Below are 24,751 nucleotides of genomic sequence, written 5' to 3' on the forward strand. Positions count from 1 at the left end.
CTTCCGTTAACTTAACCAATGCATCACCATGGCATAGTCAGAGATTATAAAGACCAACAAACTAACCGCTCCGAAAGCAATGGCGAACTTGTTCTTTTGGGGAGCTCTCAGTAACCGAACGACTCCAACCAAAATTAGGATAGTGAATAAAATCATAAAAACATCAAAGGTATGAAATTTAGACGGTCCTTGCGCGGCAACTTCTGCAAGTAGCATTACCTTACCTCCTCAAAAATGTTGTCAAGCAAGATCCAGTATTCCCCATATCCTCTTCTATGTTATCGCTACCATTTGGGCGATGCAATAGGTTTTGTAGAAAAATTATGTATTTGTCGCAAAAAAAATATTTTATTGCTGCAAAATCGGATATATTAATGATTTTGTTCATTGACGTTTGGTGTTTTCCGGCGAAAATGATGAGACCTAACGGGTAATGGTCGATCTTTGTGAATGTAACTAAGGAAGTTATTTAGCATCTCTGCCGGGAGTTAGTATCTTACTAGTCAATTTGTAATTTTGAGGTTAGGGGTTAGAATTTAGAATTAATAATCTGGTACTAGAGTCTATACTTTTAAGGATTAGGGAAATCCTCCCTGAAATTAGCCGTTTATCACTTCAATTTGAGGTTTTTAGGGAATTCCTCCCTAATAAACACGAGAGAACCCTCATTATGGATGAATCGCCTCGATAAATAGGGAGGTTTTCCCTGATTTGAGCTTAAAAGCTGCAAAACATCAGATTATTAGGGAGGTTTTCCCTAATCTAGTATCACAAGCATTTGATAGAGCTAGCAATATAGCCGTTTGTTATTTATTTTTCAAAGAACCATTGAGCCTGCTGTTATTCTTTTAACCATTAAGCGAACATACAGCAAAAGCATGCTCCTCATTCAATCTTACGACGGACACGCCCTACATATGCCTATCTCTTCTACTATTTAGTTTTCTTTTTAAAGGAGCCGTAATACTTTTACTAGAAACTCATATCAGATCGGATAATCAAAATACGTAACTCACACGAACAATCAAGCAACACTCCAACGAAGATTTTGACTACATGCAAATAACCCGAACTGATAGATGATTTGATTTTGATTTTGAAATTGCCTATGAGCTTAAAGTTGCTAGTGAGCTCTAATTTACAGGTGACTACCAGCAATTGTACCGATCAATTGTTTTCCCAAAATAATAATTTTGGACAATAAACAATAAAGGCCACGGCAAATTGCCGCGACCTTTATTATTTATTAGTTATACTATCCAGCATTTTTAGCTTAGGTAGTTTCCGCCGTCTCAAGCATAAGCGCTTCAGTACGCTCCGTATCACGAATCAGAACTGGCTTCAGATACTTACCTGTGTAAGACTCCGTAACAGTAATGATCTTCTCTGGTGTTCCTGTTGCCAGTACGGTTCCGCCGCCACTGCCGCCTTCTGGTCCCATATCGATGATATAATCAGCAGTCTTAATAACGTCCAGATTATGCTCAATGACAAGAACCGATTCTCCGGAATCCACCAAGCGGTGCAATACTTCTAGTAAACGACCAATGTCGTCCACATGCAGACCTGTTGTAGGCTCATCCAAAATATAGAGTGTCTTGCCTGTACTACGACGGTATAGCTCAGAAGCCAACTTCACACGCTGCGCTTCACCACCGGATAATGTTGTACCTGGCTGACCAATCTTAATGTAGCCAAGACCCACATCCATCAGCGTTTGCATTTTACGGTGAATACGAGGGATATTCACGAAGAACTCTGTAGCATCCTCTACAGTCATCTCCAGCACGTCGGAAATGTTTTTCCCTTTATATTTCACTTCTAGTGTTTCCCGGTTATAACGTTTACCTTTACATACCTCGCAAGGAACGTATACGTCAGGCAAGAAGTGCATCTCAATCTTGATAATTCCGTCCCCACGGCAAGCTTCACAGCGTCCGCCTTTTACGTTAAAGCTAAAGCGTCCCTTTTGGAACCCCCGTACCTTTGCCTCATTCGTCTTCGAGAACAGATCACGAATGTCGTCAAATACGCCAGTATAGGTTGCTGGGTTAGAGCGTGGTGTACGCCCAATTGGCGATTGGTCGATTTCAATAACCTTATCGAGATTTTCCAAGCCACGAATTTCTTTGTGCTGACCCGGACGCACCTTCACAGCCTTATTCAGCTGCCGTGCCAAGCTCTTGTACAGAATTTCGTTAATAAGTGAAGATTTACCGGAGCCCGACACACCAGTCACCGCCGTAAATACACCCAATGGAATCTTCACATTCACATTTTTCAGGTTATTCTCTTTAGCGCCACGAATTTCTATCCAACGATCATCGGTAGCACGACGCTTAGCGGTAACTGGAATAAACTTACGACCGCTTAAATATTCACCGGTTAAGGAATTCGGATCTTTCATAATCTCTTCCGGTGTTCCTTGCGCCATAACTTGTCCACCATGAATACCCGCACCCGGTCCGATATCAATAATATAGTCCGCTGCCATCATCGTATCTTCGTCATGCTCTACAACAATCAACGTATTGCCTAGGTCACGCATATGAGCAAGCGTAGAGATCAGGCGATCATTATCCCGTTGATGCAGACCAATACTTGGCTCATCCAGAATGTACAGTACACCCATCAAACTGGAACCGATCTGAGTGGCCAACCGGATACGCTGTGCTTCACCACCAGATAGCGAGCCTGCTGCGCGGCTAAGTGTCAAATAGTCCAATCCTACATTCACCAGGAACCCCAGACGATTGCAGATTTCCTTAAGAATGAGATTCGCGATAGCTGTCTCTTTCTCACTTAGTTTTATTTCTTCAAACCAATGCTGACAATCACCAATCGAGAGATCGGTAATATCCGAAATATTTTGTTCGTTGATCGTAACCGCCAAAATTTCTTTCTTCAGACGTTTGCCTTTACATACATGACAAGGCTTAGCACTCATAAATCCTTCGATAAATTCACGAATACCGTCAGATGCGGTCTCCCGGTAACGACGCTCCAGATTCGGAATAATCCCTTCAAAAGCAACCATCGCATCTTTCTTTTGTCCAAAATCATTCTCATATTTGAAGCGAACCTTCTCACTACCTGTACCATGCAGTAGTTTATTCATATGATCAGGTGTTAAGCTGCTCACTGGAACGTTCTGTGGAATATTAAAATGCTCACACACGGACTTCAGAAATTGCGGATAGTAATTAGAAGTACTTCCAGTCCAAGCTAAAAAAGCACCTTCTTCAATGGATTTCTCAGCATCAGGAATAAGCAGATCTGGATCGACCACCATCTTCATTCCAAGTCCATCGCACTCTGTGCAGGCTCCAAACGGACTGTTGAAGGAGAACATACGTGGTGCCAGCTCTTCAATACTAAAACCACAAATCGGACAAGCAAAATTAGAGCTGAACAGAAGCTCTTCCTGACCGATGATATCCACAAGAATTTTACCGCCCGAAAGTTTAAGTGCCGTCTCCAGTGAATCCGTCAGCCGGGTCTCCACATCGTCTTTAACGACGATCCGGTCTACAACAACTTCTATGGTGTGCTTTTTATTCTTCTCAAGTTCAATATCCTCAGACAGATCTCTTAGCTCACCGTCCACACGCACACGTACGAACCCTTGCTTAGAAATATCTGTGAAGAGTCCTTTGTGTTCACCTTTACGTCCTGAAATAATAGGCGCTAGGATTTGCAAACGAGTCTTCTCTGGATACTGCATAATCCGGTCTACCATTTGTTCAACGGTCTGGGAAGTAATCTCAATTCCATGCTCTGGACAATGAGGGTGACCGATCCGAGCAAAAAGCAACCGGAGATAGTCATAGATCTCAGTAACCGTACCAACTGTGGAACGCGGGTTGCGACTTGTTGTCTTCTGATCAATAGAGATTGCCGGGGATAATCCGTCTATCGAATCCACATCCGGCTTCTCCATTTGTCCCAAGAACTGACGAGCATAAGCTGACAAAGATTCAACATAACGCCGCTGTCCTTCAGCATAAATCGTATCAAATGCAAGCGAAGACTTACCCGAGCCGCTCAGCCCCGTCAGCACGACGAAACGGTCACGTGGAATCGTCACATCGATGTTTTTGAGATTGTGCGCTCTCGCGCCTTTAATTACAATATTATCGTTCGCCAACGGAACCTCTCCTTAATGAATCAAATATCAAAGCTTTAACGATTTCAGAGCTTTATTAAAAGCGTTTTCGATCCCTCCCAAACCCTCCCTTCCAAGGGAGGGCCCCAAGGGTTGCACCCTCTGGACACCCGCATTTTTTGGCGAAGGAGGTTGGGGGGGGGGACGGAACTTAGTGACTACGGCGTTCGGAGCGCTTATCCCTACGGGGCCGCTTGGACGTTAGGCGCACACTAGCTAAGAGCGGAAAGTGCGAGATTACCGCAACTGCTATAGCGTTGCGGAACGCTGTCCCTATGGGATACGCGTAAGTGCCAAAATCATTGCATAGCACTGTCCCTGCGGGATGCGCGTCCATCTATTTATTCAAAAAGAACGGCCAGGACAGCACCGTTCAATTACTTATTTTAAATATCGGTGATGCATTTAAGGTTTATTACTCGGCCCGAAGCTCCAACAATGCGTCACGCAGCTCTGCCGCGCGTTCGAATTGCAGGTTCTTCGCAGCGTCCTTCATCTCCGCTTCCAGACGCTGGATTAGGCTTTGTTTCTCTTTCTTATTCATCTTGCCACCAACACCCGTGAGGTAATCCGCTTTAGACTCGGCAACCTTCGTTGCCTCAATGATGTCACGCACCTTTTTATTAATGGTGGTTGGGGTAATGCCGTGTTTCTCATTATGGGCGATCTGGATGGCGCGACGACGCGACGTTTCGCTCATCGCCTTCTCCATCGAATCAGTGATTCGATCACCGTACATGATTACACGACCCTCGGAGTTACGGGCCGCACGACCAATCGTCTGAATTAGGGAGCGTTCGGAACGAAGGAAGCCCTCTTTATCCGCATCGAGAATAGCGACCAGCGATACTTCCGGGAGGTCGAGACCTTCTCTTAGCAGGTTAATCCCTACCAAAACATGGAATGTACCAAGTCGAAGATCACGTAAGATCGCCATCCGCTCCAGCGTTTTGATATCAGAGTGCATATAACGAACCTTAATCCCAATTTCCTTAAAGTAATCCGTCAGATCCTCTGACATCTTCTTCGTCAACGTTGTGACGAGTACGCGTTCGTCTCGTTCCACCCGATCACGAATTTCACTAATCAAGTCATCGATTTGTCCCTCTGTAGGACGCACCTCAATGATCGGATCCAAAAGACCTGTAGGCCGGATAATCTGCTGCACCATGGTGTCGCAGTGCTCCATTTCATAGGGTCCAGGTGTCGCTGAAACATATACGATCTGCTTCACCTTTTCTTCGAATTCCTCGAACTGGAGTGGACGGTTATCCAGCGCAGACGGCAAACGAAAACCATGCTCTACCAGTACCGTCTTACGCGCCCGGTCACCGTTATACATCGCCCGAATCTGCGGAAGCGTTACATGGGACTCGTCAATAACGATCAGCATATCATCCGGAAAATAATCCATTAATGTATACGGTGTTGCCCCTGGTTCACGGAAGGTGAGCGGTCCGGAATAGTTCTCAATCCCAGAACAGAAGCCCACTTCTTTCATCATCTCAATATCATAACGTGTCCGTTGTTCCAAACGCTGAGCTTCAAGAAGCTTTCCTGCGTCACGAAGAACCGTTAAGCGGTCTTCCAGCTCTTTTTCAATGTTGACCAGTGCCACCCGCATCGTTTCTTCCTTGGTAACAAAGTGAGACGCCGGAAAAATAGCGACATGATCGCGTTCCCCGATCAGTTCACCCGTCAGTACATCAATCTCAGTGATTCGCTCAATTTCGTCACCGAACAATTCGACCCGAATGGCATGCTCTCCTTGAGATGCCGGGAAAATCTCAACCACATCACCACGTACACGGAAGGTTCCGCGTACAAAATTGATATCATTACGCTGGTACTGGATATCCACTAGCCTGCTCAAAATCTCATTTCGAGGCTTCTCCATCCCTACCCGCAATGACAAAAGCAAGCTTCCGTATTCCATCGGCGAACCGAGGCCGTAAATACAAGACACACTCGCCACAATAATAACGTCACGCCGTTCGAACAAGGAGCTCGTTGCGGAGTGGCGCAATTTATCAATCTCTTCATTAATACTGGAGTCTTTCTCGATATAAGTATCGGAGGAGGGAATATACGCCTCTGGTTGGTAATAGTCGTAGTAGCTGACGAAATAGTCTACCGAATTATGCGGAAAAAACTCCTTAAACTCACTCGCCAGTTGGGCAGCCAAAGTCTTGTTGTGCGCAATAACTAACGTCGGGCGGTTTAATTTGGAAATAACTTGTGCAACGGTAAACGTCTTACCCGTACCCGTCGCGCCCAGCAGCGTCTGGTGCTTCTTGCCCTGCCGGATGCCTTGTAGTAATTCCTCTATGGCATGAGGCTGATCGCCCTGGGGTGTATACTCGGACTCCAATTCAAAAGTCTTTGTACTGACGACAATATCACTCATTTGCCCGTCTCCCCTCTATCGTCTAAACTAGATTAATATATTATAATTGTTGTCTGAATGTTCTCTCTCCATACGATGGCAAGCTAAAACGCCTTTGGCGTCTCTAAAAGACGTTAAGCGTTTGTGCGAGAATTATAAGGATTAAAGTATAACGTGAAACTTATACTTTCTTATAATTAAAAAATATGGAAGATAAGAATATGTGTTCCCGTTCATTATACAGTGTTGCCTAGATCGTTGCAAACCATAATACATAGAAATGTTAGGAGCTTGAAGCATGGATATTACCTCAATAATCGGCCTATTGGCTGGACTGGCTGCGTTAATCGGCGGCTATCTCTGGGAAGGCGGAAGCCTCTCAGGACTGCTGCAGCTTAATGCAGCTTTGATTGTGTTCGGGGGTACGTTTGCCGCCGTTATGATCAGTTTCCCGGCATCTAAGCTGCGCTCCATTCCAACAGCATTACGCATGGCTTTCGGTAGCAACCCTGATCGTGATGTAGAAAAAGCAGAAGAACTTATTGCAATGGCAACCGTGGCCCGTCGCGGCGGCGTTCTAATGTTAGAAAAACAAGCTGAAGAACATCCGGACCCTTTTACACGTGAAGGTCTACTTCTTATTGTCGACGGCACTGATCCTGAGCAGGTAAGACAGATCCTTGAATTAGAAATGGATGCTAAAGAATTGAAGCATGAGAACTATGCTAAGATTTTTGAAGCTGCAGGTGGATATGCACCAACGATGGGAATTATCGGGACGGTGATGGGGCTCATCCGTGTACTTGGCAACCTTACAGATCCGTCAAATCTGGGCACATCTATCGCAGTGGCATTTACCGCAACATTGTACGGTGTTGCCATCGCTAATTTAATATTTTTACCCATCGCTTCCAAAATCAAATCCCGCAGTCAAAGCCAGCTACATAGTATGGAAATGCTGCTCGTCGGCATTCTTTCTTTGCAGAACGGGGATCACCCCTTGCTGGTGCGTAAAAAACTGAACTCATTCATCTCAGACACGGACACGAATGACCGTGCGGAAACTAGAGGTCTTCTATGAGACAAAGAGACCGGCGCAAGCGGCGTGTAGAGACTCGGGAAAGCCGCGACCGTTGGATGATTACTTATGCTGATCTAATTACACTTTTACTTATTTTTTTCGTTATATTGTATGCGATGAGCAGCCTGGATACTGACAAATATAACATCGTGACAGGCTCGTTATCCGAGACCTTCAAATCTGGCAGCACTGTCCTTGAGGGTGGGAACGGCATTTTAGATGCTGGGAAATCAACTGAGAACAAACCGGAAAGTACAGACGGGAATGGGAATGCAGCTGCAACTGCGAGACCGAATGATGGATCTGCTGAACAAACGGAGAACGAAACACCTTCGGCACGTGAACTTGCTTTTCGAGAACAAGAGGCTAAACTTGCTGAATTAATGGGTGTGATTACGAACTATGTAGAGGAAAATAATCTCGGAGAACAAATTTTTGTTGCCGACAAACCGCAGGGGATAGAAATCACACTCAGTGACCGTTTTCTCTTCGATATAGGTAAGGCAGACCTGAAGTCTCCAGCCCTGCCTGCTCTTCAGCAGTTATCTGGCTTATTCAGCGATATCGGCGCAAAGATCAGCATTGAAGGACATACCGACAATACGCCAGTATCTTCGGCTTCTCAATTTAACGATAACTGGGAGCTGTCTGGTGCTCGTGCGCTGTCAGTGCTTCGCTTTTTCTTAGATCGGGAGGGATTGAATCCTGATAATTTTCAATACGCTGGTTATGCTGATACCCAGCCCACCGCGGATAATACATCTGCAGCAGGTCAGCAAAAGAACCGCCGTGTAGAGATCATTGTGCTTCGTCAACTTCAAGAGGGTGCATAAAAAATGTTTTACTCAGAGCTAGTTACAGTAACTAGGCCTGTGCGGGAGCGAATCTGCTTATCAACATACCAAAATGGGCTTGCCACTATTTATTACGGAAATACTCCCTGATTATCTGCCTATTCCCTTGTCCAGGCGCAGAATTAGGGAATTCCTCCCTGATTAATACCCTATTTAGTCAGAAATAGCGCTTTTCACTGAAACTTTAGGGAGGAATTCCCTAAACCCCTTAGTGTCACGCTATACTCGTCTAAAATAAGGGAGGTTTTCCCTAATTCCACAATCAGTAGATTCGCTTTTAAATAAAATCCCATAATTCTAAAGAGTCCCAGGATTTAACTCAAAAATCACCACCACTATCTATATAAAAACACCAAACAGCAAGTCCCCAAAAACGGAAACTTGCTGCTATAAATATCACATTCGGTGAAATTAATATTCAGAAAAAAATTAGAATTACTCCCCTACCAATGCACGATATCCAGCTGCATCTAGCAGTCCTTTTACAGCATCAGCATACTCTCCGTCCACTTCAATTTCAAAAATCCAACCTTCACCATACGGCTTATCATTAATTAGCTCTGGACTAGCTTCTAAACCATCATTAATCTTGGTAACCTTCCCAGAGACGGGTGAATAGAGTTCCGATACGGTCTTAACGGATTCGATACTGCCTACGCTGTCGCCAGCTGAAATGGCCGAACCCACTTCAGGAAATTCCACAAATACGATATCGCCTAACAAATGCTGAGCATGATCCGTAATCCCAACACGTACTACGCGTCCTTCCACTTGCTGTGCCCACTCATGCTCTTCGCTGTAAAGAAGGTTATCTAAAACTTCACTCATTTCAAGCCGCCTCATTTCCAAATTGGAATTCTAAATTTAGTTATAGCCTAAGTGATCGCGGAGCATAATGTCAATATTACTAAAAGTAAAATAAATTTGTCGTTTTTTTGACTTTTTCTTGTTGACAGCGCCCTCCTATACCCGTTTAATGGAGACATAAGAAACAAATACAGTTGCGGATGATGGCATAGGGAGAGACTGTCTCACTTGAAGACGGCGCCGAAGGAGTAAGCCCTAACAGGGGTGAATCTCTCAGGCAAAAGGACCTTTGTCGGACGTACCTCTGGAGAGCATCAGACGCGAGGCTGAGTGCGTCAGGTCACCAACGGGGAAACTTGCATGTTAGTTACGCAGGGTAACTCTCAGGTACAAAGGACAGAGCAGAAAGCGATTAGTGCATTTATGCATGATTGCTTCTGCCTGTCCTTTTTTTCGTATGTAATCAGACTAGGGGAGTGACGACATGGATGCTTTGAAAAGAACACCTTTTTATGATCTCTATTCCGCTTATGCGGAGTCCAGGTGCATTGATTTTGGCGGCTGGGAGCTGCCAGTACAGTTTACAGGCATCGTGAAGGAGCATGAGGCTGTTCGCCAGCAGGCTGGACTGTTCGATGTATCGCATATGGGTGAATTCATGGTGATCGGAAGTGGCGCTGAAGCCTTTTTACAAAAAATGACGACCAACGATGTCAGCCGCCTTACCGATGGTGCGGCACAATATACGCTGCTCTGTTATCCAAACGGCGGGGTGGTCGACGATTTACTCGTGTATCGACTAAGTGAAGGTCGTTATATGCTTGTCGTAAATGCCTCCAACATCGATAAGGACTTCCAGTGGCTGCAAGAACATCTGACCTCTGAATTCGGTGAAGTCACACTCACTAATGTCTCTGACGAGACGCTTTTGCTCGCCTTGCAAGGTCCGCTGGCAGAGACCATACTCGCAGAAGTTACTGATGCACCGATCTCAACGCTCAAGCCTTTCCACTTCATCGAACGCGCAACCGTCTGCGGTGTAGAAGTACTGATCTCCCGTACGGGTTATACCGGTGAAGATGGCTTCGAAATTTACGCTCCGCTGGATGGGGCAGCAACGTTATGGAACGGCCTTCTCGCAGCTGGCTCTCCTCACGGATTAACACCTGCTGGACTGGGCGCACGGGATACGCTTCGTTTCGAGGCAAAATTGCCATTGTACGGTCAGGAGCTGTCGGCTGACATCACGCCTCTTGAAGCTGGAGTACAGTTCTTCGTGAAGCTGGACAAAGCGGACTTCATCGGACGCGATGCGTTGATACAGCAAAAAGAAGCCGGTCTTCCCCGCCGTCTTGTCGGTCTAGAAATGATTGATCGAGGCATTCCACGCTCCCATTACCCAGTCTATGCGGACGGCATCAAAATCGGAGAGGTCACAACCGGAACCCAATCTCCAACGCTGAAACGAAACCTGGGATTAGCTTTACTTGATACAGCTTACAGTGAAATAGGCACAGAGGTTTTCGTAGAGATACGTGGCAAGCAGCTTAAGGCTGTCGTGATTAAGGCCCCTTTTTACAAGTATAAACGCCTTTAGCGTCCATACTAGGACGGTGAACTTTTAAGCGAGAAATAGAAGGATAAAGTATAACGTGAAAATTGTACTTTCTTATATTTTAAAAAAAGCCAAGGAGTGAAACCTTAATGAAGCACCGTTATCTGCCCATGACAGCACAGGACCGCGTAGAGATGATGGAAGCCGTCGGGATTCAGTCCATAGATGAGCTGTTCTCCGATATTCCTGAAGCCGTCCGTTATCAAGGCACTATGCCGATGTCTGAACCACTCGATGAGTACGCCCTGCTACGTCACATGAAAGGTCTCGCTGACCGAAATGCTGACTTCGATTCACACGCCAGCTTCCTCGGCGCCGGATTATACGACCATCACATCCCTGTGGTGATCAACCATGTCATTTCCCGTTCAGAATTCTACACTGCTTACACCCCTTATCAACCGGAGATCAGCCAAGGCGAACTGCAAGCGATCTTCGAATTCCAATCCTACATTTGCGAACTAACCGGTATGAAAGTTGCCAATGCCAGTATGTATGATGGCGCAACCGCATTATCCGAAGCAGCCGTCCTCGCAGCTGGTGCTACCAAACGCAAAAAATTAATTGTTTCCCGCACCGTTCATCCTGAAGCGCGCCAAGTGTTACGCACATCAGCTAATGCTTGGGGTCTTGAGGTAGTGGAGATTGACTATAGAGACGGTGTTACCGATCAGGCTAAGCTTGCTGAGGCCATTGATGGTGATACGGCTGCAGTACTGATGCAATCGCCTAACTTCTTTGGCAGCATCGAAGATCTTAGCTCGGTTGAGCCGCTGATCCATGCTGTTAAAGGGTTGTTCGTCGTCAGTGCAAATCCGATCGCTCTTGGCGTACTAGAAACACCAGGTAAGCTCGGAGCCGACATCGTAGTCGGTGACGCTCAGCCACTCGGTATTACCGCTTCCCTCGGCGGTCCAACCTGTGGATTCTTCGCTGTAGCAGAGCATTTAATGCGCCGCATGCCAGGTCGTATCGTTGGTCAAACTGTTGACCGTAACGGTAATCGCGGCTTCGTTCTGACACTCCAAGCTCGTGAACAGCACATCCGTCGTGAAAAAGCGACATCGAATATTTGCTCCAATCAGGCGCTGCTCGCACTCTGCGCATCCGTCTACCTGTCCGTAATGGGTAAAGAAGGGATGCGTGAAGTAGGCGAGCTGAACATTCGTAAAAGCCATTACGCCGCTAATAAACTAAGCGAACTCACAGGGGCTGGACTTACCTTTTCCTCCCCATTCTTTAACGAGTTTGTCGTGAAGCTTCCGGAAGGAAGCAGCGTAAGTGCAATTAATTCGAAGCTGCTGAAGGAAGGTTATCTAGGCGGTTATGATCTGGGCCGTGATTATCCTGAACTTGCTGGACATATGCTGGTAGCCGTTACGGAAAAAAGAAGCAAAAACGAAATCGACCAATTCACTAGCGCACTGGAGGGCTGTTTATGAAACCGGAGCAAAGTCTAATTTTTGAATTAAGCCGTCCCGGCCGTTCGGCCTATTCCTTACCAATATGCGATGTGCCGCAGGAAGAAACCTTGGAAGCTCTGATTCCATCAGGTTTACTCCGTAGCGAACCCGTCATGCTTCCAGAAGTATCGGAAGTGGATGTCATTCGCCACTACACTTCCTTGTCACGCCGTAACTTTGGTGTAGATAACGGCTTCTATCCACTCGGTTCATGTACGATGAAATACAATCCGAAGATTAACGAAGATGTTGCCCGCATCGTAGGCCTAGCTAAGATCCACCCTTACCAGCCAGAAGAAAGCATTCAAGGTGCACTGGAATTAATGTATACCCTGCAAAATGACTTATCCGCACTAACCGGCATGGATGCTGTATCTTTACAGCCTGCCGCAGGTGCTCATGGTGAATGGACCGGTCTCATGATGATCCGCGCCTACCATGAAAGCTGCGGCGAGACCCGCACGAAGGTTATCGTACCGGATTCCTCACACGGCACCAATCCTGCTAGTGCTTCAGCAGCTGGACTTGAAACGATCACGATCCCATCCACAGATAAAGGGATGGTTGATCTTGAAGCACTGCGGGCAGCAGTCGGTAGCGATACTGCCGCATTAATGCTGACCAATCCAAGCACGCTCGGCTTGTTCGAAACCCAAATCGTTGAGATCGCCGAAATCGTGCACGAAGCAGGCGGCTTACTCTATTACGATGGAGCGAACTCCAATGCCATTATGGGCATTACCCGCCCTGGCGACATGGGCTTTGATGTTGTGCATCTGAACCTGCATAAGACAATGAGCACCCCGCACGGCGGTGGTGGCCCAGGAGCCGGACCTGTCGGCGTAAAATCCATCCTGATTCCGTTCCTACCACAACCAACTGTGGTAAAAAACGAAGATAATAGCTTCTCACTCGACTTCGGCGGACCTGAATCCATTGGACGCGTGAAAGCTTTTTACGGCAATTTTGGTATTCTGGTCCGTGCCTACGCCTATATCCGCACCTATGGCCCAGACGGACTGCGTGAGGTATCCGAAAATGCCGTGCTGAATGCGAACTATATGATGCACCGTCTGGCGCCATATTTTGAAATCCCATATCCGGGCGTATGTAAGCATGAATTCGTAATGTCTGGCAAAAACCTCAAGCAGTATGGTGTACGTACCTTAGACGTTGCTAAACGATTACTCGACTTCGGCTACCATCCGCCAACCGTGTACTTCCCTCTGACTGTTGAGGAATGTATGATGATCGAGCCGACGGAAACGGAAAGTAAAGAAACGCTCGACGGCTTCATTAATACGATGATCCAGATCGTAAAAGAAGCGCAGGAGACACCGGAAATCGTAATCAACGCACCTCATACCACAGAAATTAGCCGATTGGATGAGACACAGGCTGCGCGTAAGCCGGTATTGAATTGTTCTTGCGGTTAACAGCTAATGAGTAGTATTAAAAACGCAGGCCACGACACCAAGTATCGTCGCCTGCGTTTTTGCATGTAAATAAAAATCAACACTATGATCTACTCGGCCTGCACCTTCGCAAAAATCTGGAGTTATGATATCCTAATTTCGAGGGTAGCGTTTTCCCATTAGAAAGGAATGTATTCCTTGTGAAATTTGAATTTGTCCATAATGTATTCCACAGAAAATATTTATTGTCCCTTCCCTATTTGCTCCTCGCATTATTTATGTTATCCGCCTTGTCTTCGTCCCATAGAATATTCTCTATCATCCCTTTCATATTAATTATGCTAAATGCATTGTATATCGTTATAAAAATCATTATTTATAAAATCAAAACTTAGATCTCTCGCATTGTCCAAATACGCAAGTAAATTCTCATTTTCAAAATAATAAGGCCCTTCCCAGCATCATTAAAAATGTCTGAGAAGGGCCTTTTTTAGTTGTTTATCACTATAACTTTTTGATATTACGCACCATGCGTCGGAGTTTCTACTTTCGCCACGCCTTTGCGCTCCTTAGCCGATTTACGGAAGTAGAACAGCTCGTAAATCGCTGGAACCACAACCAGTGTAAGCAGCGTTGCCGCGGTCAAGCCACCGATGACCACAATCGCCAAGCTTTGCGAGACGATACTGCCCATCTCGGCATGGCCGAACAGCAGTGGAGTCATGGCGCAAATGGTAGCAATTGCCGTCATCAGAATCGGGCGCATCCGTATTCCTGCCGCTTCCAGAATGGCTTCGCGAATACCCATATGCGTTTCATTCTGCTTAATACGGTCGATAAGCACAATCGCATTCGTGACGACGATACCAATTAGCATCAGAGCCCCGAACAGGGCAGTGAAGTCAGGTGTTACGCCGGATACGATCAGTCCAACAATTGCCCCAATCGCAGCCAATGGCAAGGAGAACATGATTGCCAGCGGAGCACGAAGGGTTTTGAAGGTGAGGACCATGATCAGATACACCAACCCGATGGAGATCAGCGCTGTCATACCAAGGTCAGCGAAATCCTCTGACTGATCAACCGAGGCTCCGCCTGCAAATAGAGTCACACCCTTTGGAAGGGTAAGACTATCGGTTTGCTTTTTAATATCCGCTCCGATTTCAGACACCTTCTTCGGATCCACTTCCGCTGTAATTCTCGCATATGGCTTCCCATCTTTATGGAACAACAGTGCTGGTTCATTCCGAACCTCATAGGTTGCTAGTTGAGACAACGGCTTTGGACCTTCAGCAGTCATGAGCGTCATTGCTTTTAAATCTTGCTCCGACTTTGGCTCAGCTATAGGATCTAACACTACTCCTGCAGGTGTACCGTCCAGTTCGATTTGCCCCATAGGGATCGGATTCAGCATAGCCGACAATTGCATGGTAATTTCTTGTGCATTCGTCTGTGCTGGATCTACCTTAAATGTAAAGACAGGTTTAGTATCCTCCATATTGCTACTGACCTTCTGAATACCCTCCACAGTCTTCAACTTATTCGTAACTTCTGCTGCAACAGCAGTAATATCTGTAAGATTATCACCCACGATATCAATATATTCGCTAGTGGAGCTTGAACCCATCATACTCATTTGATTAGCAACAAGTGTTGCCCCAGCGTAGGAATCCTTCACATCACGGACATGATCGATGAAGCCTTGCGCATCCGCACCTTTTTTCATCACAACGGTATAGTCCACTAAGGTCTCCGAGCTGACGGATCCCCACTGGGCCGCATCTGCACTGTTCCCTGATTGCATGATCACCGTTTCCGCTTCAGGCTGTTTCATCAAATCTTGCTCTAACTGCTTTCCTTTTTCTAAAATCTCTTTGACAGGAACATCCTTCGGATAATTCAACTGAACAGAGACATAGCTGGCATCTGAAGCATCAAGCGCGCCTTTTGGCATAGTCATGTAAGCAGCGATGGAGCCAATCAGAAGGAGAAGACCTAGCGATAAAGTTATCCATTTCCGGCGCAAATTCCAATCGAGGAATCGGGTGAACCATTTAGACGGCTCGTGTTCTTTCATTGAAGTTCTTCTCAGCAGCCATGAGCTTAACAGCGGAACCACCGTCAAAGCTACAACGAGTGAAGTTAACAGTGAATACGTGACCGTTAAGGCAAACGGAAGTAGGAACGCCTGTAAACTACCACGCAGAAGACCCATCGGCAGAAATACCGCTACCGTTGCAATCGTAGATGAAGTAATCGCTCTAGCCACTTCCCCAGTTGCGCTTATAATCATTTCACGGGAGAAGGATTCTTTTTGCAGCCTACGGTAAATGTTCTCAATCACTACGATACTATCATCAACCAAGCGACCGACCGCAACGGCCACACCTCCGAGCGTGATAATATTCAGACTTATGCCGGATATATCAAGCAGATATAAGGTAACCGCTAGTGAAAGCGGAATAGAAACCGCCGTAATCAGTGTTGCCCGCAGGTTGCGTAGGAACAGTAAAATTACGATCGTCGCGAACAATGCGCCCAGCAATACTTCACGCATCATACTGTTCACGGAGGTAACCACCATATCTGATGTGCTGAATACGACCACTGCCTCTGCATTTGGAATGGTTTTGTTAATATGTGCTACGGTATCCTGTATATGATCTCCGACACTTACTGCATTCGCATTAGCTTCTTTGGTTACTATGGCGAAAAGAACATCTTTCCCATTCGAGCGGCTAACGCTCTCTTGATCTTCCTTCAATTCGATGACAGCAATATCCTGTAGCTTAACACCCGAGGATACGGGTAGCTTTTTTAGAGTATCGATACTATCAATTGTAGAAACCACATTAACGTTACCTGTCTGACCACCAATCGTCTGCTCCCCAAGGGATGCCGATACATTACGTCCCTGAAGTAACCCTAGTACCTGAGGTGTCGTAATTCCTTTCTCAGCCATTAATTTTGGATCTAGCTTCACCCGCACTTGCGGAGTTACTTTCCCATATAAGGCGACGTTGGCTACACCTTCTGCTTGTTGCATCTCTGGAATGATCGTTTCTTCCGCAAGCTTAAGGTTTTCTTTAGTCAGACCTTCGTCAAACGAAAGGGTGACCTGTGACACGGGAATCATGGAAGTATTCAGTTGAAGTACAAAAGGAGCCATCACCCCTTCAGGGAACTGCAACGAATCTACAACCTTTTGCACCTCCCCAGCAGCATCCTTCATATTTGTTTTTGAGTCATAAAAAATATTCACCTGTGCGTATCCGTCTCCGGAAGTGGACAGTATTTCTTTCTTTCCCTTTACAAAAGCGGCCCCAGCCTCAATCGGCTTCGTAACCTTCGTCTCCATCGCATGGGCATCCTGACCCGGACCGAGCACCGTTACAGTCACTTGTGGATTATCTGCCTCTGGCATAAATTCCATTGGTAGCGAAGTGTAGCTCAGCCCTCCCACTACAAGCGCCATTACTACTAAAAGCCCTACCGCCGCCTTGTTACCGAACGACCATTTGGTTAACCATTTCATTATCGTTTCCCCTTCCACCCCGTATATTTCTGGTACTCCTCTTATGACTGCCCCATTATGTATTATTTTCCATCCCGAGATTTAGTTTAGACATTTTTGGTCGAAGTCAAAACAGCCCTACGGCTGGTTTTATACTCAGTCTTAAGACGGGGGGCTTTCTCCTTCCGAAGGATAGGGAATTAGAGCAAACAAAAAAAGAGCACCCCAAAAGCCATGTAAAATGGCTTTCGAGACACCCTTTTGCTATGATTATTATTTTTGTTTAGCGCGCACTGGATCGCGGAACATATATTTTAAGAGTGGTGGTGTTACAAGTGTAGTTACAATGACAACAATAATTACGGAAGTAAAATACTGCTGCTGCAACAATCCGCTTTGCAAACCTGTTGCCGCGATGATCAATGCAACCTCACCCCGCGAAATCATCCCTGAACCAATAATAAGCGATGAATGGTTATTAAATCCTGTAAGACGCGCCCCCAGACCGCCACCAAACAACTTGGTCAGAATGGCAATCACCGTCAACAAGAGGACGAATCCTAGTTGACTGCCAACCCCTTCAAAGGAAACATTAAGTCCGATACTGACAAAGAAGACCGGAACAAAAATCGAATAGGCGATAGGCTCAAGCTTAGATTCCACAGTGTGCTTAAAGGAGGTTTGTGAAATAGCAATCCCAGCTGCAAAAGCACCGATGATGCCTGCCATCCCCATAATTTCAGCAAAATACGCGAACGCAAAGCAAATCATTAGCGCCGCTGCGATAACAGCCTCTGTCACCTTTAACGGAGCCATCCATTTCATAACCCGCGGCACAACGAACCAACCCACAACAAGCGCTACAGCGAAGAACAACACTTTTTTCGTAATTAAAAGACCAATGGACACTGATTCTCCTGTGCCGAAAAAGCTCATTAATACAGCGAGCAAAATAACAACCAGAATATCATCGACTACAGCGGCTCCCAGAATGGTAGAACCTTCACGTGTATTCAACTTATTCATATCCTTCAGTACCTGAACCGATATGCTGACCGAAGTTGCACTAAGAATGACACCCATAAACATAGCATTATGATAAGCAAAACCAAACATTTCTCCGATGGCGAATCCACCTAGAAAAGGTAAAATAATACCTCCGACGGCTACTGCGAAAGCTGACTTCCAGTTCTTGCGCAGTTGATCCAGATCAGTCTCAAGCCCTGCTATAAACATTAACAATAGAACACCGATCTCCGAAAAATAATGAATAAACTCTCCATTTTGAATCCAACCCAGTACCGCAGGACCCAGTATGATACCGACAATTAGCTTACCCAGTACCGACGGTTGTCCCAGTCGTACAGATAAATCACCAGCTAGCTTGGTGAATAGTATAATCAGCATAAGATATAGAACAAACTCCATGTTTCATCCACTCCCTTGTTGTATATAAGAACTGCCAACTAGGGACATCTCCAAGCCAAAAAAAGACAAAGAGGAGCCCTTGTTGACAGGCTCCTCCAAAAAACAAAAAATTATTCAATTAAACAATATTAAATATATTATAACCGTAATATAAAAGACTGTAAACAAAATACGCCGATATTTTACCTTATGCAAATTTTAGTTAATAAAGAATCAGCTTCACTATTTTAGATAGAACACTTCACGTAAAGGCAACATTGGCACCTCATCATTGAAATCAAATGACCCTTCAACCATCTTTGAAGTAATGGCATTCCATCGGTTGCAGGCGTCACTTTTAGCAATGTAATCGAAAGCCGCTTCCGTATCCTCACATTCAAAGCAATAAAAAAATTGATTACCATTCTGAAAGATAGAGTAGTTAGAAATACCAGCTTTACTGTGCTCCTCCAAAACTTCTGGCCAAGGATTTAAATGCATCGCTACATACTCTTCCAGACATTCTTCCTTCACCCGCCATGTCCAAGCCAATTTATTGCTGCTCATCTGTTCATCCTCCTAGAAATGTCCTCTATTGCACATAATAAGAATCAAATACATTTGATACCTATTATTGTACCTGAAGGTAACAGCCCAAGCTATGAATATCTAGTCTTATGCTTTCTAAGCATTAATTCCCGCTTCACTTGGGCGGAGAATGGCAGAACCAATCGCCAGTAGCACAGCAGCCATAAGACCTAAGATGGCAAAGGGTAACCACAACTCATTCCAGCCCCCACCGGTTGCAGCAATGTCGACCGCTTGGATGGCCCATTTTTGCGGAACAAAGTTAGCCGCCTTCTGCATATAGTCCGGCATAATGGATAAAGGCCAAAAGCAGCCGCCAAGCATACAAGTCGGTGTGATAATAAGGGAATTCAGCATACCAGCATTATTAGGATTACGAATTAATCCTGCCACTGTACTCGCGATCCCCATAGACACCAGCATAAATGCCGCAAGAACAAGGAAATATAGATAGATTGGAACTTCATAATCATAGTGCAGCACCCAGCGACCTAAGGCGAGCACTACGACGATCTGAATCAGTCCGACCATGAAGCTACCCAGAAAATTACCAATAGCAATCTCGTAAGAACGAACCGGAGCACTGAACATTCGCATCATCGTCCGGCCTTTCCGATCATCCATAATCAGAGACACAGAGCTCGTGACCAGGCTCATGAGAAACATTAGCGTTAAGCCCGTAACGACTCCCAATCCCTCCCGAGGATATAGATTATAATCAGTTCGAATGCTGCCAATACTGTGCTGTTCCGCTCTTTGCATAACCGTAGTAAACTGTGCGTCAACGTCCTTAGATCCGTTATTAACTGCCCCTATGATCGCGGCCGTACTCCTCATTTCATCAGCAATTGTGCTCGCTTTTAATTTAATCATAACGGAAGTTTCATTCGTCTTCAGCTCATACACACTAATTTGTGGTTCTTCTCCAGCAAGTAGTGCCGAAGTGAAGCCTGCTGGAATTAGAATCCCAGCTTCTCCATTCTGATCGACTACGCCTTCTCTTAAAGCAGTCTCGTCAGTCTTTTCTACAAATTTATATTCTCCGGAATTCTTTAGTTCAGTGAGCAAATGCTTACCTGCAGCCCCGTTATCCATATTAGAGTACAGCACAACGGCAGGATTCTCCCCCATCGTTCCAGTAACGGAAACAATACCTGCAAGTACAATACAAGGAAGCAGAATATAGATGAGCACTCCCTTCCTAGTACCAATGGTTCGTTTCACCATGTTCCAGGCAATCGTTAAGATTTTATCCATGATAACCCACCTTCCGGTACGAAATAGCCGCTGCACTGAACAACACTAGGCAGATCAGCGATAACACTCCCAAATTCGGCATGATTTGCGATACATCGGCATGTAACATCATTTTCAGAATAGCCTGCATTGCCCAATGATTAATCGTAAACGCCCCTATAGAGTTCACCCACGATTCTGGAAGTGGTGCCATTCCCCCGCTAATGAAGGTCATGCTTACAGTGAGTACCGTAACCACACTTCTTGCGCTTGCTCCAGTCTTGCTGAACATAGAAATAACGATAGATAAGGTCATCGAAGCCACAATCATCAGCAGGCAAAATAGGAGTAACAAGCCCGGGCGATTTCCCCAATTCACACCGAACAGCACATTCGTCAGAATAATAATCGCTGCGCACTGTACTATACTTACAACACCCACACCAAGCATTTTGCCAATAAACAGTTCTGAGCCTTTGACTGGCATTGAATTTATCCGGAAAAGGGTATGATTTTCTTTTTCATTAAAAAGAGAAGTACATACCGTCAAGCCGCTATACAGCAAAAACATCAGCATCATGGATACCGCATAGAACTGGGAAGAAGTATATGAATATCCTCCCTCGCTCAGTTCTCCAAGCTTTACGGAAGGCTCATTACTGGTGGAACTAGGTGCCATAACGTTCAAAGCTTCTGGACCCAGTGTCATCGCCACAGACTGTTTATAATTAAGATTCCTCAGAAAATTATCGAAGACCGTCCCTGCCACCCTGTTATCTGTACTTTTTTGGCCCAGTATAAATTCCAGCTGTGCGGCTTCACCGCTCTGTACCTTACTATCAAAGCCTGGAGGAACAACAACCGCATAACCATATTTTCCTGTTCGCAGACCGCTTTCTGCCGCCTCTCGACTATCCACCATAACCGGAGTAATGATATCCTTAAGCTCTGTTGACTTCAAAAAGCTATCCATCATCGCCGAGCTCTCATAGCCCTCGCCAGAAAGATTAACAACAGCCACTCGCACAACATCAATAGTAGTGGAGCCTTTGTCACCAACGACACCGGAGAGCGAAGCACCTAAGAGAAAGATCAATAACAGGGGCAACAAAAACATATTTAATATCATAGAACGTGAGCTAAATAGTCTTCGCAGCTCATAGATCATAATCGTCCAAGTATTCATCAGAATAATCCCCCCTTTAATCTCTTAAGGTCCTTCCGGTCAAGCTTAGAAACAACGTCTCCAGATCAGGTTCTTCAATATTTAGCGAGCCGATAATCCCCTTATGCTTGGCAAAAATAAAAAGGATGTCCTGTAGCTCCCCTTGTGAAGAAGGCAGATACAGCTCGACTACTTCATCCTTTGCTTCTACGCGTCTAATTCTAGGGTGAAGCGTCAGCTCCTGAACAAGCTCCGGTGTGATATTAGCAGCTTTAATGACGATTTTTTCTTCCTTGGCAACGCGTTCTCGCAGTTCTTTTTCCGTGCCGCAAGCAATGATATGCCCTTTATCCATAATGGCTACTCGATCGCAAATGGCCGCAACCTCCTCCATATAGTGACTGGTATAAATAATCGTTGAACCGAGTCGATTGAGCTCCTTAACCGATTCAAGAATATGATTACGAGATTGCGGATCAATCCCCACCGTAGGTTCATCCATAATAATCAGCTTGGGACGATGCATAATAGCACAGGCAATATTCAGACGTCTTTTCATCCCTCCGGAAAAGGTTGAGGGTTTCTCTTTAGCACGATCGCTAAGGCCTGTAAACGCAAGAGCCTCATCTACCCGTTCCTTCAAGAGCTTGCCACGCAAACCATACAATCTTCCGAAAAAGGTAACGTTATCCGCCGCTGTCATCGTGTCGTATAAGGCTAATTCCTGTGGAACCAAACCAATTCTTTTCTTCACCTCAAGTGATTTCGAGGACACGGGCAGACCGTCGATAACAATGTCTCCCCCGTCAATCTTAAGCAAGCCACAGATCATACTGATCGTTGTACTTTTACCCGCTCCGTTCGGGCCTAGCAAGCCAAAGATTTCTCCTTCTTCTATCGTCATGTTCACATGATCTACTGTTAATTTACCATCATATCGTTTCACCACATCGGTTAATACGGCGATTGCCATCTTTTCATCGCTCCTGTCTTTGCGCTTCTATATTTACAATTTTAGCTTAAAGGGATTGACCACGGAGGTACGAAAGGTCATCTTTTGAAGGTGACTTAAGTCATCTCCTGAAGAAGTAGGCGAATATGCTAAGATTAGAAGAAACTCTATAAAGGATGTCTTAGGTGTGACTAGAGAACTGACCCTATTGCGATACCTACTCATCATAATTCCTGCTTGTATTAGCATTTACATCTACCCATATGCCGACTATGGAATCTTCACGTTGCATATTCTGATGCTTCTATTCCTTGTGGTCATGGTGCCAAAGCTACCCCGTTCCTTTCATGCCTTAATAAGCATTGTGGAAATACTGTTCACTGCCTGGTTATGTTACCAGTACGGCAGCATAATGATTTTCCCGGCCATTTCAGCATTACTTTATTATTCTAGACTTCAGCCCCAAGCAGTACCTCTCGTGTTTACGGTTGTGCATCTGATTACCTTGAACATAGCGCTCTGGGATTCTCCAAAGCTTATAATCACATTCATCAACATTACTTTTCTGCTCATCTCCTATCTCAACGAATTGTTACAGAGGGCGGGTCGGGGCCGTGAGAACACCCTCAATCTTTACGATGAGCTGCGAAAAAAGCATTTCGAGCTGGATGAAGCCCGCAACCGACTGCTGGAGTTTAACGCCCAAATAGAAGATGCAGCCCAGTCCAAAGAACGGGTTCGCATCTCCCGCCAGCTCCATGATGATATCGGCCACCGCCTCATCCGCATTAAAATGATGATGGAAGCCGCGCTACTCACCTTACCCACCTCCCCTGAAAGCGGAATGCAGATGATGGAGCTCATTCGAGATCAATTGTCAGCCAGCATGGACGATATGCGCTCTGCAGTGAAGCGTATCAACTATACGCCACAATTAGAGGGAGCTTATGCGTTAGACCGTCTGCTAGAAGAGATCGGCCGCGATACGGGAATCGAGACCTCATACCAAGTGCATGGGATACCTTACCCGCTATATCCTAGTATTCAGGTGATCTTGTATAAGAACGCCCGAGAAGCCATAACCAATGCCCTTCGTCACGGAAATGCAACTGCAATTTCGATTAAAGTCGACTTTAGTGATACTGGAGTTACGATGGAGGTCAGCAACAACGGGACGCTTCCCGAAGGCAATAAACTAACCAAACTGCCGGAAAGTGGAGGGGTCGGGATGAAAGGAATGTTCGAACGAACACATCTGATCGGCGGAACCTTGGAATGGCGGCAGGAGCCTCAATTCACCATTGTTACGCGGTTGCCCATTTATAAGCAGGGAGAGATTGTATAGGCAACGTAGGACTTGAAGCAAAAAAGAAATCTATATTATGAAGAAGGAGCTACGCTAATGATTAAGGTGATGATTGTAGATGACGATCCTTTTATTCGTCAAAGTCTGCAAGTACTGATAGGGATGGACCCCGATATTGAAGTGATCGGAGCTGCAAGTGACGGAAACGAGGCTTTGAATTTGCTCCAAGCGGGAGATATGGCGGATGTGATTCTGATGGATATTCGGATGCCAGGCTGCGGTGGTGTTGAAGGGACAGAGAAAATTAAGCAGGCTTTTCCTCAGGTTTCGATACTGATGCTAACTACCTTCGATGACGATGAGTATATCATTGAGGCGCTGCGGAACGGTGCCAGTGGATATTTGCTCAAAAACATACCGCCTGACCGTATCATACAAGGTGTCAAAACAGTTAATGAAGGCAACATGCTAATCCACCCTGATATCGCGCGTAAACTAACCACCTTTCTACAGCCCGCGACCCGTCCTGAATCTCTACAGGTACAGCCACTGGAATCTTTCGGACTGACCAAAATGGAACTGGCCGTTGTCGCTTCTATCGCTGAGGGGCATACCAACAAAGAAATCGCCGGACAGCTATTTCTTAGCGAGGGTACGGTCAAAAATTACATAACGGATATTCTAAGTAAATTAGAGCTGCGAGATCGTACGCAAATCGCTATTTTCTATTTGAAGGGTGGACGGGGATAGGAGTTCTACAAAAAAGCCCGGACTCTATTTCCAGAGTCCGGGCTTGC

General features: G+C 45.7%; 17 protein-coding genes and 1 riboswitch. Of the genes, 7 read left to right on the forward strand and 10 right to left on the reverse strand.

Annotated features, from left to right (window positions below):
* Positions 1–6: 6 nt before the first annotated feature.
* From MKY99_RS27910 to uvrB, 3 genes are all read right to left on the reverse strand, one after another.
* Positions 7–216 carry a hypothetical protein gene (locus MKY99_RS27910; RefSeq protein WP_042192275.1) on the reverse strand — a complete coding sequence of 70 codons (210 nt, stop codon included), beginning with the start codon at positions 214–216 and terminating at the stop codon, positions 7–9.
* A gap of 1,057 nt (positions 217–1,273) precedes the next feature.
* Positions 1,274–4,147 (reverse strand): excinuclease ABC subunit UvrA, encoded by a 2,874-nt coding sequence (gene uvrA / locus MKY99_RS27915; RefSeq protein WP_042192277.1) that lies wholly within the window; start codon positions 4,145–4,147, stop codon positions 1,274–1,276.
* Between the two features lie 433 nt (positions 4,148–4,580).
* Complete coding sequence (uvrB, locus tag MKY99_RS27920; protein ID WP_339267480.1) at positions 4,581–6,572, reverse strand: excinuclease ABC subunit UvrB; 1,992 nt, start codon at positions 6,570–6,572, stop codon at positions 4,581–4,583.
* Between the two features lie 277 nt (positions 6,573–6,849).
* On the opposite strand from uvrB, the gene MKY99_RS27925 reads away from it, so the two are divergent.
* Positions 6,850–7,632 carry a flagellar motor protein gene (locus tag MKY99_RS27925; RefSeq protein ID WP_076286986.1) on the forward strand — a complete coding sequence of 261 codons (783 nt, stop codon included), beginning with the start codon at positions 6,850–6,852 and terminating at the stop codon, positions 7,630–7,632.
* A complete protein-coding gene (locus MKY99_RS27930; protein WP_339267482.1) occupies positions 7,629–8,465 on the forward strand; it encodes a flagellar motor protein MotB in 837 nt (278 codons plus the stop codon). Before MKY99_RS27925 ends, MKY99_RS27930 begins: the two co-directional genes overlap by 4 nt.
* 456 nt (positions 8,466–8,921) lie before the next feature.
* Here the strand turns inward: MKY99_RS27930 and gcvH are convergent, their stop codons facing one another.
* The gene (gene gcvH, locus MKY99_RS27935) at positions 8,922–9,314 is read right to left on the reverse strand and encodes a glycine cleavage system protein GcvH (protein WP_076286985.1); all 393 of its coding nucleotides are present in this window, start codon (positions 9,312–9,314) and stop codon (positions 8,922–8,924) included.
* Positions 9,315–9,493: 179 nt separating this feature from the next.
* Positions 9,494–9,592: riboswitch (glycine riboswitch) on the forward strand.
* A gap of 185 nt (positions 9,593–9,777) precedes the next feature.
* Between gcvH and gcvT the strand changes: the two genes are divergently transcribed.
* The 3 genes from gcvT to gcvPB all read left to right on the forward strand — a co-directional run bounded on the left by gcvT (position 9,778) and on the right by gcvPB (position 13,807).
* The gene (gene gcvT, locus MKY99_RS27940) at positions 9,778–10,890 is read left to right on the forward strand and encodes a glycine cleavage system aminomethyltransferase GcvT (protein WP_042192287.1); all 1,113 of its coding nucleotides are present in this window, start codon (positions 9,778–9,780) and stop codon (positions 10,888–10,890) included.
* A gap of 107 nt (positions 10,891–10,997) precedes the next feature.
* Positions 10,998–12,350 (forward strand): aminomethyl-transferring glycine dehydrogenase subunit GcvPA, encoded by a 1,353-nt coding sequence (gene gcvPA, locus MKY99_RS27945; protein WP_339267483.1) that lies wholly within the window; start codon positions 10,998–11,000, stop codon positions 12,348–12,350.
* Positions 12,347–13,807, forward strand: a complete 1,461-nt coding sequence (gene gcvPB / locus MKY99_RS27950; protein WP_339267485.1) for an aminomethyl-transferring glycine dehydrogenase subunit GcvPB — start codon at positions 12,347–12,349, stop codon at positions 13,805–13,807. Before gcvPA ends, gcvPB begins: the two co-directional genes overlap by 4 nt.
* Before the next feature lie 499 nt (positions 13,808–14,306).
* Here the strand turns inward: gcvPB and MKY99_RS27955 are convergent, their stop codons facing one another.
* The 6 genes from MKY99_RS27955 to MKY99_RS27980 all read right to left on the reverse strand — a co-directional run bounded on the left by MKY99_RS27955 (position 14,307) and on the right by MKY99_RS27980 (position 22,669).
* Positions 14,307–17,321: an efflux RND transporter permease subunit gene (locus tag MKY99_RS27955; protein ID WP_339267487.1), complete on the reverse strand. Its 3,015-nt coding sequence runs from the start codon at positions 17,319–17,321 to the stop codon at positions 14,307–14,309.
* A 252-nt stretch (positions 17,322–17,573) separates the two neighbouring features.
* Positions 17,574–18,728, reverse strand: coding sequence for a cation:proton antiporter (locus MKY99_RS27960; protein ID WP_042192295.1), 1,155 nt, complete (start codon positions 18,726–18,728; stop codon positions 17,574–17,576).
* 222 nt (positions 18,729–18,950) lie between these two features.
* Positions 18,951–19,274: an L-rhamnose mutarotase gene (locus MKY99_RS27965; RefSeq protein WP_042192298.1), complete on the reverse strand. Its 324-nt coding sequence runs from the start codon at positions 19,272–19,274 to the stop codon at positions 18,951–18,953.
* Between the two features lie 117 nt (positions 19,275–19,391).
* Positions 19,392–20,552, reverse strand: coding sequence for an ABC transporter permease (locus MKY99_RS27970; RefSeq protein WP_076285708.1), 1,161 nt, complete (start codon positions 20,550–20,552; stop codon positions 19,392–19,394).
* Positions 20,545–21,717 carry an ABC transporter permease gene (locus MKY99_RS27975; RefSeq protein WP_042192302.1) on the reverse strand — a complete coding sequence of 391 codons (1,173 nt, stop codon included), beginning with the start codon at positions 21,715–21,717 and terminating at the stop codon, positions 20,545–20,547. Before MKY99_RS27975 ends, MKY99_RS27970 begins: the two co-directional genes overlap by 8 nt.
* 16 nt (positions 21,718–21,733) lie before the next feature.
* Positions 21,734–22,669 (reverse strand): ABC transporter ATP-binding protein, encoded by a 936-nt coding sequence (locus MKY99_RS27980; RefSeq protein WP_339267488.1) that lies wholly within the window; start codon positions 22,667–22,669, stop codon positions 21,734–21,736.
* Positions 22,670–22,835: 166 nt separating this feature from the next.
* On the opposite strand from MKY99_RS27980, the gene MKY99_RS27985 reads away from it, so the two are divergent.
* Together MKY99_RS27985 and MKY99_RS27990 are read left to right on the forward strand one after the other, a co-directional pair.
* Positions 22,836–23,993: a sensor histidine kinase gene (locus MKY99_RS27985; RefSeq protein ID WP_339267490.1), complete on the forward strand. Its 1,158-nt coding sequence runs from the start codon at positions 22,836–22,838 to the stop codon at positions 23,991–23,993.
* Between the two features lie 57 nt (positions 23,994–24,050).
* Entirely contained in the window at positions 24,051–24,704 is a 654-nt protein-coding gene (locus MKY99_RS27990) for a response regulator transcription factor (RefSeq protein ID WP_339271817.1), read from the forward strand.
* Positions 24,705–24,751: the final 47 nt, after the last annotated feature.

The sequence above is a fragment of the Paenibacillus sp. FSL R5-0470 genome (assembly GCF_037975205.1).
Lineage (GTDB): Bacteria > Bacillota > Bacilli > Paenibacillales > Paenibacillaceae > Paenibacillus_AQ.

What these genes read in the sequence shown, in the direction of transcription:
- MKY99_RS27960 (WP_042192295.1), bottom strand. Translation starts at nt 18,728, where the DNA reads ATGGAGTTTGTTCTATATCTTATGCTGATTATACTATTCACCAAGCTA.
- gcvPA (WP_339267483.1), top strand. Translation starts at nt 10,998, where the DNA reads ATGAAGCACCGTTATCTGCCCATGACAGCACAGGACCGCGTAGAGATG.
- gcvH (WP_076286985.1), bottom strand. Translation starts at nt 9,314, where the DNA reads ATGAGTGAAGTTTTAGATAACCTTCTTTACAGCGAAGAGCATGAGTGG.
- MKY99_RS27970 (WP_076285708.1), bottom strand. Translation starts at nt 20,552, where the DNA reads ATGGATAAAATCTTAACGATTGCCTGGAACATGGTGAAACGAACCATT.
- MKY99_RS27925 (WP_076286986.1), top strand. Translation starts at nt 6,850, where the DNA reads ATGGATATTACCTCAATAATCGGCCTATTGGCTGGACTGGCTGCGTTA.
- gcvPB (WP_339267485.1), top strand. Translation starts at nt 12,347, where the DNA reads ATGAAACCGGAGCAAAGTCTAATTTTTGAATTAAGCCGTCCCGGCCGT.
- MKY99_RS27910 (WP_042192275.1), bottom strand. Translation starts at nt 216, where the DNA reads ATGCTACTTGCAGAAGTTGCCGCGCAAGGACCGTCTAAATTTCATACC.
- MKY99_RS27980 (WP_339267488.1), bottom strand. Translation starts at nt 22,669, where the DNA reads ATGGCAATCGCCGTATTAACCGATGTGGTGAAACGATATGATGGTAAA.
- MKY99_RS27965 (WP_042192298.1), bottom strand. Translation starts at nt 19,274, where the DNA reads ATGAGCAGCAATAAATTGGCTTGGACATGGCGGGTGAAGGAAGAATGT.
- uvrB (WP_339267480.1), bottom strand. Translation starts at nt 6,572, where the DNA reads ATGAGTGATATTGTCGTCAGTACAAAGACTTTTGAATTGGAGTCCGAG.
- gcvT (WP_042192287.1), top strand. Translation starts at nt 9,778, where the DNA reads ATGGATGCTTTGAAAAGAACACCTTTTTATGATCTCTATTCCGCTTAT.
- MKY99_RS27975 (WP_042192302.1), bottom strand. Translation starts at nt 21,717, where the DNA reads ATGAATACTTGGACGATTATGATCTATGAGCTGCGAAGACTATTTAGC.
- MKY99_RS27930 (WP_339267482.1), top strand. Translation starts at nt 7,629, where the DNA reads ATGAGACAAAGAGACCGGCGCAAGCGGCGTGTAGAGACTCGGGAAAGC.
- MKY99_RS27990 (WP_339271817.1), top strand. Translation starts at nt 24,051, where the DNA reads ATGATTAAGGTGATGATTGTAGATGACGATCCTTTTATTCGTCAAAGT.
- MKY99_RS27955 (WP_339267487.1), bottom strand. Translation starts at nt 17,321, where the DNA reads ATGAAATGGTTAACCAAATGGTCGTTCGGTAACAAGGCGGCGGTAGGG.